Below are 14233 nucleotides of genomic sequence, written 5' to 3' on the forward strand. Positions count from 1 at the left end.
TTTAAAGAGCTCCAGCAGCAGTTGAGTCGATAACACCTCCCAAATGAGAAGTGATATTTAGGCAGGTGATTTGATCTGGTTGATCTTCTTTCTCTGAAAGATCAATAACTGTAATCCCACCATTACCTTGTTTTATCTTCCAGATTTCAGAGGGAGTCAAGCCGAGTAGATGACAAAGAATGGTTTTGTTGACTGCATCATGAGCGACAACTAAAGCTGTTTCATTATCTTTAAGATCTTTACAAATTTCTTTCCAACCAGTAAGGGACCTGGTTGAAACTTCGTTAATATTTTCTCCATCAGGCATTTGAACTTTCTCAGGGAAGGTCTTCCATGTTTGAAGAAGATCTGACCAGTTGGACATAATCTCATGCTCAAGCTTCCCTTCCCATTCGCCGTGATTAATTTCTTTGAGGTTATCTTTGAGAGAGATCTCTATTTGAGGGTGTTCTTTTAGAATTATCTGAGCGGTTTCTCTTGGTCTTAAGAGAGAACTACTAAAAGCTTTTTGTATGGGAATATCTTTTAAAAATTTGCTTGCTGCATTAGCTTGAGCCTTACCATTTTCATTTAATGGGATATCAATTTGTCCTTGAAACCTACGCTGTTTATTCCAATCTGTTTCACCATGCCTAACTAAAATAATCCTTTTTTTACTGCCTTTTTTTGGAAGCCTTGGTTGTATATGGGCGATATTATTTAGACATTGAATTTGAACTTGTCTATCATTCCAATCATTAAAGTCAATATTACAAATTGAGATTGAGGTGTTATCTAATTTTATTCTTCTGAACCCTTTTGTGGGTTCATTAATTAATTTCAGTATCAAGCATCTAAGAATTGCATTATGGGCAACAATCAAAATAGTTTTATTAGAATCAGAATAAGTTTTAAATAATGATTTTAAAAAACTTTCTGCTTGGGAAAATAGTTCTTTAATTGGTTGGAATTCACTACCATCATCTCTATTGATGGATAGCTCTTTTGGCTCTTTTTCCCAAATAGAAAGCTTTGCTGGGTAGAGTTTCTTTAGTTCATCTTTTGTTAAACCACTCCAGGGACCTAGATCAACCTCTAGGAGATCATCCGTATAAGTTACTTGAAGCTTTTTTTGATGTTGTTTAATGATGATTTTTGCAGTTTCAGAAGCTCTTTGCAAAGGGGAGCTATAAATTGCATCTATTGGAATAGAAGATATTATTTTTCCAGCAGCTTCTGCTTGTAATTGTCCTTCTTTAGTTAGTGTTGAGAGGTCGGTTCTTCCTTGAATTCGACCTTCTTTGTTGAAACTACTCAATCCATGACGGATAAAGATTAGACGCAATGTCATTAAATAAAGTGTCTTCTAGATAATTATGGTATTCGCCACTAGGGCAATCTAATGTTCTTTTAGCAAAGATAGAAGTCTTTCTCCATGTCAGTTTTTACTAGTTGATTTTTATGAGAAAAGCCAATAGTGGTTGGAAATGGGCTGCAGCTCTATTTTCATTGCTCTTAACTGTTTTAATTTGGCGACAAGGTTTGCAAGAAAGCTTTGCGCGACCCTCAGTTGCACCAAAGATTTCATTGATGCAAACTGAGATGGCAGTGTCAGCCTCTTCATCTTTACCAGAGTCATTAAAGAATATATTTTTAGGTTCAGAGCCTCAAGAAAAACTTTATAAGGCCCTAAAAAATATTTCTGCTGAACAAATTGATGATAGACAGAGGCTTCTACTAGCAGTTCTTGAGGAGTCTGAGAGTGAAAAGCAAATAATTTTAAACGAAAATTTTAAAGATATAAACCTAGAAATGGCTAGAAAATATATTTTAGATAGTAAAAAAGTTAAAGAGTCGAGAGAATTTCCTGATTCTTATGAGATGAAGTTAGACCCTTTACTTTATCAACTTACATGCTCAAGTTTGGGATTCAGTGAGGAAAAATGTGTTAATAAAAGATTTAATCTAAATACTGCTATAAGACTTTTATCTTCACAATTATTACCATTTTTAGCTTCTTTTATAGGAAGTATACTTTTGATAAGATATATGTTAATTTTTTTAAGAAAAAAAAATACTCATTGGCCTGAAATTATTGCACCTCCGTTATCGATCATAGATATGATCCTTTTGATTTCTGGTGGTTTTGTTGTTATTGGTGAAGTTGTTTTTCCAGCTCTTATCATACCAGTAACTGATTTATTATTTAATAATTTAGACTTACCATTAAGAGGTTCTTTAAGAGTCTTTATTGGTTACTGCTCAATGACTATAGGTCCTTTATTAATTATTCGATATCAATTAATGGGCCTTGTCTCTCCCAAAAATCAGGAAGGTTGGTTGCAATGGAAAATTAAACCTATCAAAGATGGGATTTTGAAATCAATTAGTGGATGGTTAATGATTATGCCCTTGGTTTTGCTTGTTGGGTGGATAATGAATGAGATTGTTGGTGATCAAGGCGGAAGCAATCCTTTGTTGGAGCTTGTATTAAATAGCGATGAATTTATTCCATTACTTTTTCTTTTGATTACGACTGTTGTTTTGGCTCCAGTTTTTGAGGAGTTGGTTTTTCGAGGTGTTCTTTTGCCTGTATTGGTTTCTAAAATAGGCAGAGTTGGTGGAGTTATATTAAGCGCTTTAATTTTTGCTTTGGCTCACTTAAGTGTGGGAGAATTACCGCCTTTATTTGTTTTAGGAATTGGTCTAGGTTTAATGAGATTGAGTTCTGGAAGGTTATTCCCTTGTGCTCTTATGCATTCTTTATGGAATGGGGTAACTTTTGCTAGTTTGCTATTAGTAGCCTGACATCAAATAAAGAAAATCTCAGTATTACAACTCTTGCAGTTGCGAGATAAGGTGTTTGACTTAAATTACTTTCGAATTACGAATTGGTTAGTCATACTCAATACAAAAAGAAGGCAGGACAATTTCAAAAAAAGAAGTTGCCAATTAATATTTCAAATACCTTGTTCCCTTCTAAACATGTTCAGAGAAAATTTCCTATTCAAGCTGCTTTTCATGTTGTCCTAGATGGAGCATTAGTAGGCGTTCTCATTTCAGTGGTGATAATGACATCTATTGCTCTGCACTCTCAATATTTATGGACAAGATCTTTTACTAAACTTGAGACAATCAGAGACTTGAATCGAAGAATAATGGAGTCTACCTCAATTCTTGAAGGTTACTTATTGAAAAACCAAAAATTGTCTAAGTATTTGGTTCCTACGAAGGCGGAAGATCTCATATACGTAGATAGTCCACCAAGCTTTAAAAATAATGGGTTTTTAGTTGATAAGACATTAACAAGAAAATTATTAGAGAGAATTTCTTCTTTTCCCATTAAGTCAGGTTATTAATAATATTTATGAGTACTTTTAGTCCGAGAAAGAAGAAAAAGGGAGTAAAGGTGAAACCACTTGCTCCTTTATCTGAGAATAGATTTAGAATTGTTTTCTTTATCTTATGCCTTGGACTTGGAGGCCTTTTTTTTAGAGTAGCTTGGCTTCAAGTTTTTCAGTCTGATCAATTAAAAGCTAGAGCACGTGCAGTCCAAACAGAAAAGAAGAGCCCTCTTGGAACTCGGAGATCAATTTTAGATAGGAACGGAAAGTTAATAGCAATTGACGAAGAACGTTTTAAGCTTTGGGCCCATCCAAGATATTTTAATTTTCCTGGCGATTCATTTGGAACAATACGCAAGCCGGTAGAAGTAGCAAAACTACTTTCTACTCCACTTTCTAAAAGCGTTAATGAAATTCTAAAGGAATTGGGTAACTTTTCTTCTGGTATAAAGTTGGCAGAAGGATTAACTCAAGAAAAAGCTAATGAAATTAGAAAACTTGGAATTAGCGGTATAGATTTAGAGGCATATCCTCAAAGGCTTTACCCTCATGGAGCACTGTTTGCAAATGTAGTTGGTTTTTTGGATCTAGATAGAAGACCTCAAGCTGGTCTGGAATTAAGTTTAGATAGAAAGCTTAGAAGGTTAGAGAAGACAAGCATACTAAGAAAAAGTGCAGATGGAACACCTTTGCCAATTGGTCTTAAGCGAGGTGTCTTTGATGAAGATCAGTTGAATTTACAATTAACTTTAGATGTAAGACTCCAAGAAGTAGCCGTAAAAGAAATAACCAAGCAAGTTAAGTCGTGGAATGCAAAAAAAGGTGTGGTAATAGTTATGAATATTGAAACTGGAGAACTGTTAGCGTTAGCTTCTGCTCCAAGTTATGATCCTAACAAATATTGGGAATATTCACCTTCTCTTTTTAAAGAGTGGTCAGTTCAAGAATTATTTGAACCTGGATCTACCTTTAAACCAATTAATTTGGCACTCGCTTTAGAAGAAGGGGTTATAAGTCCAAATGAGAAAATAAATGACGATGGTTTGGTTACAGTGGGAGGCTGGCCATTATCTAATTGGGATCGTAGCCCTAATGGGATATTGAATTTCGCAGAGGTATTGCAAGTTTCAAGTAATGTGGGGATGGTAAAGATAATGAGAAAATTAAATCCAACTCGTTATTGGGAAAGATTAAAGCAATTAGGTATAGATGAGATTCCAGAGACAGATCTTCCTGGTGCTGTCGCAGGACAAATAAAATCAAAGCAGATATTTATCAATCAACCCATTGAACCGGCAGTTGCCTCTTTTGGACAAGGTTTTTCTATTACCCCCCTAAAGCTAGCCCAATTACATGCATTGATAGCCAATGGAGGAAAGCTTGTTAATCCACACATTACAAAAGGTTTGCAAGGTGATTATCAATCAGTTTTAAAAACTCTTCCAGAATCTAAGCAAGTGCTAAATCCTGAAGTTACAAAAACAGTCCTTGGATGGATGGAAACTGTTGTTGAGAAAGGAAGTGGTATGGAAGCAAATGTAAAAGGTTACCGAATAGGAGGGAAGACAGGGACCGCACAAAAATCACAGGACGGTAGAAATTATGATTCGAAAATTTGTAGTTTTGTAGCAAGTCTTCCTGTTGAAGATCCTCGTTTTGTTGTTTTAGTGGTTGTTGATGAACCTCAGAAACCCTTTGCTTTTGGATCAACCGTTGCAGTACCTGTGGCTAAAAAAATTATTGAGACATTACTTGTAATTGAACAAATACCTCCAAGCATTAGTAGAAACGAGAATTTGACGATAAAAAGCTAAGAGATAGCTAAATTTTCCTGAAAGGACCCACCAAAGGGTGAAATCCATAAAAAATTTAGCTAGTCTAACTTTCATGAAAGACGTTTTTGATTATGGAATCTCTTCTTGAAAAGTTATCTTCAATGACTGTGGTGGTTGCTGATACTGGAGATCTAGAAGCGATTAAAAAATTTCATCCTAGGGATGCTACTACAAATCCCTCTTTGATTTTAGCGGCCGCACAGATACCTGCTTATCAAAACTTGATTGATAAAGCCCTTTCTAACTCCAGAGAAATGCTGGGTAATGAAGCCTCAACTAGTGATGTAGTTAAAGAAGCAATGGATGAGCTATGTGTTGTTTTTGGAAAAGAAATTCTGAAATTGATTCCTGGTCGGGTTTCAACCGAAGTTGATGCAAGACTTAGTTTCGATACTCAGGCCACCATCTCTAAGGCTAGAAAGATAATTGCCAAATATAACGAAGCAGGTATTTCCAACGATCGTGTATTAATCAAAATAGCTTCTACGTGGGAAGGTATAAAGGCTGCTGAAGTTTTAGAGAAAGAGAATATTCATTGCAATCTAACTTTATTGTTCAATTTTTATCAAGCTGTTGCATGTGCAGATGCTGGAGTTACACTTATCTCTCCTTTCGTTGGAAGAATTCTAGATTGGTACAAAGCTGCTACAGGAAGAGACTCTTATCCTGGCGTTGAAGATCCAGGCGTCGTTTCAGTTACTAAAATTTTCAACTATTTCAAGTCAAATGGTTATAAAACAGAAGTTATGGGTGCAAGTTTCAGAAATATTGAGGAAATAACTGAACTTGCTGGCTGTGATTTGTTGACGATTTCTCCTAAATTACTTCAGCAACTTAAAGAAACTCATTCGGATTTGCCAATTAAGCTAAATGCACAAAAACCTTTATACGTTGAAGAAACGATTCATTTAGATCAAACATCTTTTGAACTTATGATGGCTGGCGATAAAATGGCTACGGAAAAGCTTGATGAAGGAATCAAGGGTTTTAGTAAAGCTATTGATGAATTAGAAAATCAATTAAATGAAAGAATTGAATTGATAGAAGAGGGAATTGCTCTTACTTTATAAGTTTTAATTTTGTAAAAGTAATCTTTTAATTACTCTTTTTGCAATATCTTCATAACTCATCTCGCCAGAGAGAATTTGACTAATTCTTTTTGGCGCGGTTTGTCTTTTTACTCCTAATTGATATCCAACTTTAGGAAAACGATAAAAAACCTGAGAAATTCTTTTACCCCAAGCCATCGAATTCCCCCAATTGGTTTTCATTACATTCGTATATCCATCTAGTGAATTGATTTTTCCATCTAACCAATAGACAAGATATTTTGCAGCCTCAAATCCACTCATCAAAGCAGGTCTTAATCCTTCCGCTAAAAAAGGGTCACTTAGTGAAGCCGCGTCTCCAACAAGAAGAATACCTTCACCGTTTAATTTACTGTGCCCATTCCAAATCCTTAACTTTGATTCTTGACCAATTACTTCAGAAGGATCAAAGCCTAAATCTGGAAGAAATGATTTAATTATTTCTTCGAAAGGACTTGAATCATTGTTAGATAGAAAAGTTCCAATTCCAATATTGACTTCATTTTTTAAAGGGAATGCCCAAGCGAATCCATTCTTTACAAGGCCAAATTCGAATCTAGCGGTTTCATCCCTTAAATTTCCTTTTCTATTAATTCTTCCTGAGAAAGTCGAGGCAAATTTTTGTTTTTTTGGACCTAAGTTTAAAAATTTAGGCCATGGTGATTGAGATCCATCAGCAATAACAATTGCTTTTGCCTCTATTTGTCTTCCATCAAGAGCAGTTATTTTCCAAATACTAGAACTTCTTTTTATGTTTACTACATCAAAAGAAGTTAAAATATTACATCCTGAATTTAATGCTTGGTCTAACAAGAACAAGTCAAGATTTTCTCGTTTTACTATCCAAAAAGGAGAAGAACCTGAAAGTTCAGCAACTACTTTATCCGTATTGCACCAACTAAATTCTACATTTGTTATTACTTCATCAACTATTGATATAAGTTTAAAAGGGAACAAGTTCTGCACTGCAGAAGACATTCCACCTCCGCAGTTTCTATAAGTAGTGGAATTATTTTTCTCAAGAATATACACATTTTTACCTTTATTAGCCAGATGAAATGCTGCTGTAGTCCCTGATGCGCCACCGCCAATAATGGCAGCATCTAGAATTGTCAAACCTTTAGGATTTCAGCTTCTTTTTCTGCAAGTTTATTTTCAATATCATTGATAAAATTATCTGTCTCTTTTTGAATTGTTTCTTGTTCGTCTCTGCTTTGATCCTCTGAGAGATCACCATCCTTCTCAGATTTTTTGACTTTTTCTATTGCATCACGTCGAATATTTCTTAGGGCAACTTTTCCTTCTTCTGCATATTTAGATGCCAGTTTACAAAATTCTTTCCTACGTTCTTCAGTTAAAGGTGGAACATTTATACGAATTATTTTTCCATCATTATTTGGAGTAAAACCTAGATCACTAGTAGCAATAGCCTTTTCAATAGTTGCAAGTGAACCTAGGTCGAAGGGTTGAATAGCTATTGTTTGAGAGTCTGGAGTTGAGATGGTTGCAAGTGACTTTAGTGGAGTTTCGGCTCCGTAGTATTCGACAGATATTCTGTCTAACAAAGATGTATTAGCCCGACCAGTTCTAATTGTATTAAAATTTCTTTGAGCTGCTTCTACAGATTTGCTCATTGTGATTTTTAATTCTTGATTTGGCATTTTGAGTAAAGTTATGTAGAAAGTGATTATTGAAAAAGTTGCAAATTTTTTGTTTTAAGTTGAATTAGATATTCTTGAGCCAATTGGCTCTCCAGAAATAGCCTTGGAGATATTACCAGGTTGAAAAATATTAAAAACAATTATTGGTATTTTATTATCTTTGCAAAGAGCAATTGCAGTACTATCCATTACTCCAATTTCGTTAGTTAATACATCTTGAAAAGTGAGATTTTCATATTTGACAGCGTCAGAAAACTTTTTTGGATCTCGATCATAGACGCCGTCAACCTTCGTGGCTTTGAAGACAACCTCAGCGTTTATTTCTGCGGCTCTTAGCGCAGCAGTTGTATCAGTTGTAAAGAAAGGGTTCCCACATCCGCCTCCGAATACAACTACTCTTCCCTTCTCAAGATGTCTAATAGCTCTTCTTCTGATATATGGTTCAGCGATTTGTTGCATCTCAATAGCAGATTGGACTCTAGTAGGAACTCCTGCTCTCTCTAAGCCATCTTGCAATGTAATTGCATTCATAACAGTAGCTAGCATCCCTACGTAGTCAGCAGTGGCCCTATCCATTCCTGCCGCTGACCCTTTTAATCCTCTAAAGATGTTTCCGCCTCCAACTACAATTGCTATTTGTGTTCCATTTTCAACTACTTTTGAAACATCTTTTGCAATAGATTGAACTATCTCAGGATCAATACCGTAAGGTTTCTCTCCCATAAGAGCTTCCCCACTGAGTTTTATAAGTGCTCTAGAGTATGCCATTAAAAATCTATATCCAATTGACAGTAGCAAGTCTTGAGAGAACGTCTGTATATCTGTATTGGATTCCTCGCGATGGAAATATTTTTAATAATAGGTTTTAATATTCAATTCCTTTTTGTGCCTTTATTCCTTGCTCTCTGAAAGGATGATGGATTAATTTCATTTCAGTTACTAGATCCGCTGAATCGATTAATTTTTCTGATGCTCCTCTCCCAGTTAATACTACATGTGTAAGTTTTGGCCTTAAATTTATAGCTTTTATAACTTCATCTTCTTCTATATATCCAAGTTTTATTGCAACAATGATCTCATCTAAGATTATAAGTTTATAATTTGGATCTATAAGATAAGAGAGTGCTTTTTCCCAACTTGATTTAACTAAATTTATATCTTTATTTCTATCTTGAGTCTCCCAAGTGAACCCCTCTCCATATGCATAAAACTTTAATTTATCCCCAAAAAATTTTAATGCTAATGACTCACCAGGCTCCCATCCACCTTTTATAAATTGTATTATTGCAACTTTATGGTTATGTCCAATTGTTCTTATTGCCATGCCAAGAGCTGCTGTCGTTTTACCTTTTCCTTGTCCAGTATTAATTATTATAAGACCTTTTTCTTTATTTCTTTCTTTTAATCTTTGTTTTTGTACGTCTTTCCTTTTTTCCATTCTTTTTCGATATTTTTCTTCTGAAATACCTGCTATTAGATTACCGCCCATTCCTATTTCTTCGGCACTCTTGTCAAGTTTGTTTAGGTTAAGATCTTTATTGTTTTTTTGATCCATGTATTGATCTTAAAAATAAATTAGTTAATGAAAATAATAATAATTGATTGATATAAAATAGCTATAAATATTAATTGTTCGTTTTATTAAAATTAGTTTTTGAGAGAGCACTGTCAACAGCAAGTTGCTGATCTCTTCTGGTTATCCAATGATGATAGGTTTTTGTATGTATAGAAACTGAGTGCCCCATCATTTTTGCTGCCACCGTATTTGGTAGACCTATTAAAATTGTTCTTATTGCCCATGCATGGCGCAAGTCATATGGAGTAAAGGATATTTTATATCTCCTAAATTGTTCAGATACTCTTCTTCCAATATGTTGAAGAGTTGTATTTTTTAAATCTGTTTTAATATTAGGGAGTAAATCTGAAGTATCATTTATATCATTTAGCTGAAACAATTCAATCCATTCTGGATGAAATGGCCAAACTTGGTGCTCTCCTGTTTTGGTTTTAGGGAAAACTCTAAGTACTTTATCCCCGTCTTTTTTTAAACAAGATAAATCACAAAAAAATACTTCATGATTTCTAAGCCCATAGGTTGCCATCAATCCAAAAACAAACCTCCATTTTTGATTTGGGATTAAATGAAAGTTGTTTATAATTTCTTCATCACTTGGTAACTTTCTAAAATTAGATTCGTGTATTCCATAACCATTTTGAAGTCGCTTCCAGTTCTGAGGTAGCTCTAAATTAAGATGTCTCGCGAATGCACTTAAAGCAATGCCGCATTGTTGCCTGCTGCGTGAATTCTCTTCATAACTTAAAAGGATCTTAAGTAGAAGCTTCTCATCTAGTTTAAGGCTAGACTTATTGCTAATTCCAATTAATCTATTCATATACGGTTTATAAGCAGAATGCCAAGTGCTGAGCATACTTGCAGATGATTTGCTCCTGGATGTGTCAGAAAAAAAGTTTAATTTAAAGCTTTCTACTTCATTTTCTATATTTGAATTGTTACTTCTAGTTGATGAAATAGCTTTTTCTTTAATCCAATGAGACCAATTAAATTGATTTTTCTCGAGTTGAAAATTTATTAATTCAATAGCTTTTTTAGCTTCTTCTAAACCTTTTATGTCATTTGGAAGTTTAAGACTTAATCTTTGAACTTTAGAAAGACTTGGTGATTTTTTATCAGGCAAAGGACCACGAATGTTTAGAACTTTACCTCTTTTTTCAATTCTCAGATTGATACCCTTTGATTCAAGCTCTCTATTAGTATCTTTTAACTTTTGATTCTCGTCCATCATCCTGTAAATTTAGCTAGCTTTACCTTGAAAAAGGGTTTTATAACCTTTTATAAGGAGTTTTTTCAAAAATGGCTCGGGTTGGTGTCCTCTTATTAAACCTCGGAGGTCCTGAGAGGATTAAGGATGTTGGACCATTTTTATACAATCTTTTTTCAGATCCGGAAATAATTCGTTTACCAGTTCCCGCTTTTCAAAAACCTTTGGCTTGGCTTATAAGCTTATTAAGAAGTAGTAAATCACAAGAGGCTTACAGGTCAATTGGCGGCGGATCACCTCTTCGACGTATTACTGAGCAGCAGGCAAGAGAGCTACAAAGTTATCTTAGAAATTTAGGAATTGACGCTACAACATATGTAGCGATGAGGTATTGGCATCCATTTACTGAGTCAGCTGTGGCGGATATAAAGGCTGATGGTGTTAGCGAAGTTGTTGTTTTGCCTCTCTATCCCCATTTTTCTATAAGTACCAGTGGATCTAGTTTTAGAGAATTGAAAAGGTTAAGAGATGATGACTATGAGTTTCAAAAATTATCAATTCGCTGTATTCGCAGTTGGTTTGATCATCCCGCATATTTATCTTCAATGGCTGAATTAATAAAGAAACAAATTCTTGATTGTGACTCGCCTGAAGATGCCCACGTTTTTTTTACTGCACACGGTGTCCCCAAAAGCTACGTAGAAGAGGCTGGCGATCCTTATCAAGATCAAATACAAAATTGTTCACTTTTGATTATTGACCAGTTAGAAAGTTCACTTGGATTCACCAATTCATTTTCTCTTGCCTATCAAAGCAGAGTTGGGCCAGAGGAATGGCTAAAACCATACACTGAAGAAATATTAGAAGAGCTAGGGAAATCGGGAGTTAAAGAACTTGTTGTTGTTCCAATTAGTTTTGTAAGTGAACACATAGAAACACTTCAAGAGATTGATATTGAGTACAAAGAAATTGCTACTAAAAATGGAATTATTAATTTTAAAAGGGTTCCCGCGCTTGATATCTATCCGTTGTTTATTGAAGGGCTCGCTGACCTGGTTTCCTCTTGCCTCAATGGAAAGGGGATTAGTTTGGAGGAAGCGTCAAAGTTGCCTGAGAGGGTAAAACTTTATCCTCAAGAAAAATGGCAATGGGGATGGAATAACAGTTCTGAAGTTTGGAATGGAAGAGTTGCAATGATTGTTTTTCTTTGTTTCTTATTGGAATTCATAATTGGTGATGGACCTTTACACCAAATAGGATTGTTATAAATAATTAAACAAAACATATAAATTAATCAACTAATTTCTTGTTTTAAGAATAAGAGAATTTAATTAAATCTTTGCTTAATTTGGATTAATTGAAATTAAGCATACTAAGATTTATTGTTAGTTTAGATTTTTTGTTGCCGTGACCCTGACCTCTGCGCCTAATGAAATAGGAGATTCAGGAACACAATCTCAAAATGAGATGTCAGGAGCTGATGCTCTTATGGATTCCCTCCGTAGGCATGGAGTTGATACTATTTTTGGTTATCCAGGCGGTGCAATTCTCCCAATATATGATGCAGTTTTTAGAGCAGAACAGGAAGGTTGGCTAAGACATATTCTTGTCCGACATGAGCAGGGAGGGACCCATGCTGCCGACGGTTTCGCTAGAGCGACGGGAAGAGTAGGTGTGTGTTTTGGTACTTCAGGTCCTGGAGCCACAAATTTAGTTACAGGTATAGCTACGGCTCAAATGGATTCTGTCCCCCTTGTCGTGATAACGGGACAAGTCCCAAGACCTGCAATAGGAACAGATGCTTTTCAAGAAACCGATATTTTTGGGATAACGCTTCCAATTGTGAAACATTCATGGGTTGTAAGAGATCCGAGTGAAATCGCAAGAGTTGTAGCTCAGGCTTTTCTCATAGCTTCTTCGGGGAGACCTGGGCCTGTTTTGATTGACATACCAAAAGATGTTGGCCAAGAGTTGTTTGAATATCAACCAGTTGAGCCAGGTTCAATAAAGCCACCAGGCTTTGAACTCCCATTCGCGCCAGAACATAAAGCAATCAGTGAAGCCTTAGATTTAATTGAAAAAGCAGAGCAACCACTACTTTATGTAGGAGGTGGTGTTATTTCATCTGGTGCACATGAAACTCTTGCTGCGATTGCTAATAGATATCAAATCCCAGTAACAACAACTTTGATGGGGAAAGGTGCTTTTGATGAGCGTGAATATCTATCTCTTGGGATGCTTGGAATGCATGGAACAGCTTATGCAAACTTTGCAGTAACTGAATGTGATCTGTTGATTGCAATTGGGGCAAGATTTGATGACAGAGTTACAGGTAAATTGGATACTTTTGCACCTAATGCAAAAGTAATTCATTTTGAGATTGATCCTGCTGAAATAAATAAAAACAGAATTGTCGAAGTTTCTGTATTGGGTGATGTAGGTATCAGTCTTGTTAAATTATTAGATCTCAGTAATCAAAGGGAAATAGTTATAAAAACTTCTAATTGGCTTTCTAAAATTAAAAAATGGAAAAATAATTTTCCATTAACTACTCCACCAAAAGAGGGAGAAATTTATCCACAGGAAGTATTAATAGCATTGAGAGAACTGGCTAAAGATGCATACATTACAACTGATGTTGGACAGCATCAGATGTGGGCAGCTCAATATTTATTGAATGGACCACGGCAATGGATAAGCAGCGCTGGGCTAGGAACAATGGGTTTTGGAATGCCAGCGGCCATGGGCGTTAAAGTTGCTTTGCCTGAGGAGCAAGTGGTTTGTATCGCTGGTGACGCAAGTATCTTGATGAACATTCAAGAGCTTGGAACCATTGCTCAATACAAGTTGAATTTAAAAGTGATTATTATCAATAATCATTGGCAAGGGATGGTTAGGCAATGGCAAGAAAGTTTTTATGATGAACGATATTCTGCATCTAATATGTCTGTTGGCGAACCTGACTTTATTTCATTATCTCAGGCTTTTGGTATTGAGGGTGTTGTGATTTCTGAAAGAGATCAGCTAATACCTCAACTTCAAAAAGCTTTAGCTAATAAAGGTCCGGTTTTGGTTAACGTAAATGTAAGAAAGGGTGAAAATTGTTACCCAATGGTCCCGCCTGGTAAAAGTAATGCACAAATGGTTGGTATACCTGATTTTAAGAGATGACTAAAGTTTATTTTATGAATAATTTTTTTGCGAATATACTTATATTCTTTATATGTTTTTTTTGTTTTTTTTTGAAGGCTTACGCGGCAGAAGTTATACAAGTAAGTAGTTCAACAGTATTGCTAATAGGAGATAATAATCGTACTTATACTGTGAAAATAGCATGCACTGAAATAAGTCCTAATTTAGAGAAAAAATCTATAGATTGGCTAAAGAAACAGTTGCCAAGGCATACAAAGGTAAATTTAAAACCTAAAGGATCGGTTGATGGAGTTCTAGTGGCTAAAGTTATTACTTTAAATAGTAATATTGATATATCTGATAAATATATAAGTGCGGGACTTGCAGAAAATAAGTGCTAAATACTACTCATAT

The 14233-nt window shown here is 35.3% G+C and carries 13 protein-coding genes; 7 read left to right on the top strand and 6 right to left on the bottom strand.

Annotation, left to right across the window (positions count from 1 at the left end):
* Position 1: 1 nt before the first annotated feature.
* Complete coding sequence (locus AC6EJB_RS10820) at positions 2–1330, bottom strand: histidine phosphatase family protein (protein WP_498491505.1); 1329 nt, start codon at positions 1328–1330, stop codon at positions 2–4.
* 110 nt (positions 1331–1440) lie between these two features.
* On the opposite strand from AC6EJB_RS10820, the gene AC6EJB_RS10825 reads away from it, so the two are divergent.
* From AC6EJB_RS10825 to AC6EJB_RS10840, 4 genes are all read left to right on the top strand, one after another.
* Positions 1441–2787 (top strand): CPBP family intramembrane glutamic endopeptidase, encoded by a 1347-nt coding sequence (locus AC6EJB_RS10825; RefSeq protein WP_498491507.1) that lies wholly within the window; start codon positions 1441–1443, stop codon positions 2785–2787.
* Positions 2788–2870: 83 nt separating this feature from the next.
* The gene (locus AC6EJB_RS10830) at positions 2871–3338 is read left to right on the top strand and encodes a hypothetical protein (protein WP_498491508.1); all 468 of its coding nucleotides are present in this window, start codon (positions 2871–2873) and stop codon (positions 3336–3338) included.
* 8 nt (positions 3339–3346) lie between these two features.
* Positions 3347–5137, top strand: a complete 1791-nt coding sequence (locus AC6EJB_RS10835; RefSeq protein ID WP_498491509.1) for a peptidoglycan D,D-transpeptidase FtsI family protein — start codon at positions 3347–3349, stop codon at positions 5135–5137.
* Positions 5138–5229: 92 nt separating this feature from the next.
* On the top strand, positions 5230–6228 hold the full coding sequence (locus tag AC6EJB_RS10840) for a transaldolase (RefSeq protein ID WP_498491511.1): 999 nt from the start codon (positions 5230–5232) through the stop codon (positions 6226–6228).
* Positions 6229–6231: 3 nt separating this feature from the next.
* On the opposite strand, the gene AC6EJB_RS10845 is transcribed toward AC6EJB_RS10840, so the two are convergent.
* The 5 genes from AC6EJB_RS10845 to AC6EJB_RS10865 form a co-directional block, all read right to left on the bottom strand.
* Positions 6232–7362 carry an NAD(P)/FAD-dependent oxidoreductase gene (locus AC6EJB_RS10845; RefSeq protein WP_498491512.1) on the bottom strand — a complete coding sequence of 377 codons (1131 nt, stop codon included), beginning with the start codon at positions 7360–7362 and terminating at the stop codon, positions 6232–6234.
* A complete protein-coding gene (gene frr, locus AC6EJB_RS10850) occupies positions 7359–7907 on the bottom strand; it encodes a ribosome recycling factor (protein ID WP_498491514.1) in 549 nt (182 codons plus the stop codon). Before frr ends, AC6EJB_RS10845 begins: the two co-directional genes overlap by 4 nt.
* Before the next feature lie 54 nt (positions 7908–7961).
* Positions 7962–8675 carry a UMP kinase gene (gene pyrH, locus AC6EJB_RS10855; RefSeq protein WP_498491516.1) on the bottom strand — a complete coding sequence of 238 codons (714 nt, stop codon included), beginning with the start codon at positions 8673–8675 and terminating at the stop codon, positions 7962–7964.
* A 97-nt stretch (positions 8676–8772) separates the two neighbouring features.
* Complete coding sequence (gene cobO, locus AC6EJB_RS10860) at positions 8773–9462, bottom strand: cob(I)yrinic acid a,c-diamide adenosyltransferase (protein ID WP_498491518.1); 690 nt, start codon at positions 9460–9462, stop codon at positions 8773–8775.
* Between the two features lie 70 nt (positions 9463–9532).
* A complete protein-coding gene (locus AC6EJB_RS10865; RefSeq protein ID WP_498493044.1) occupies positions 9533–10708 on the bottom strand; it encodes a site-specific integrase in 1176 nt (391 codons plus the stop codon).
* A gap of 71 nt (positions 10709–10779) precedes the next feature.
* Between AC6EJB_RS10865 and hemH the strand changes: the two genes are divergently transcribed.
* From hemH to AC6EJB_RS10880, 3 genes are all read left to right on the top strand, one after another.
* Positions 10780–11955 (top strand): ferrochelatase, encoded by a 1176-nt coding sequence (gene hemH / locus AC6EJB_RS10870; protein ID WP_498491520.1) that lies wholly within the window; start codon positions 10780–10782, stop codon positions 11953–11955.
* Positions 11956–12094: 139 nt separating this feature from the next.
* Positions 12095–13858, top strand: coding sequence for a biosynthetic-type acetolactate synthase large subunit (gene ilvB, locus AC6EJB_RS10875; protein WP_498491522.1), 1764 nt, complete (start codon positions 12095–12097; stop codon positions 13856–13858).
* A 71-nt stretch (positions 13859–13929) separates the two neighbouring features.
* Positions 13930–14220, top strand: coding sequence for a nuclease (locus AC6EJB_RS10880; protein WP_498491524.1), 291 nt, complete (start codon positions 13930–13932; stop codon positions 14218–14220).
* The last annotated feature ends 13 nt before the right edge of the window (positions 14221–14233 follow it).

The organism is Prochlorococcus sp. G4PB17 (assembly GCF_059772445.1).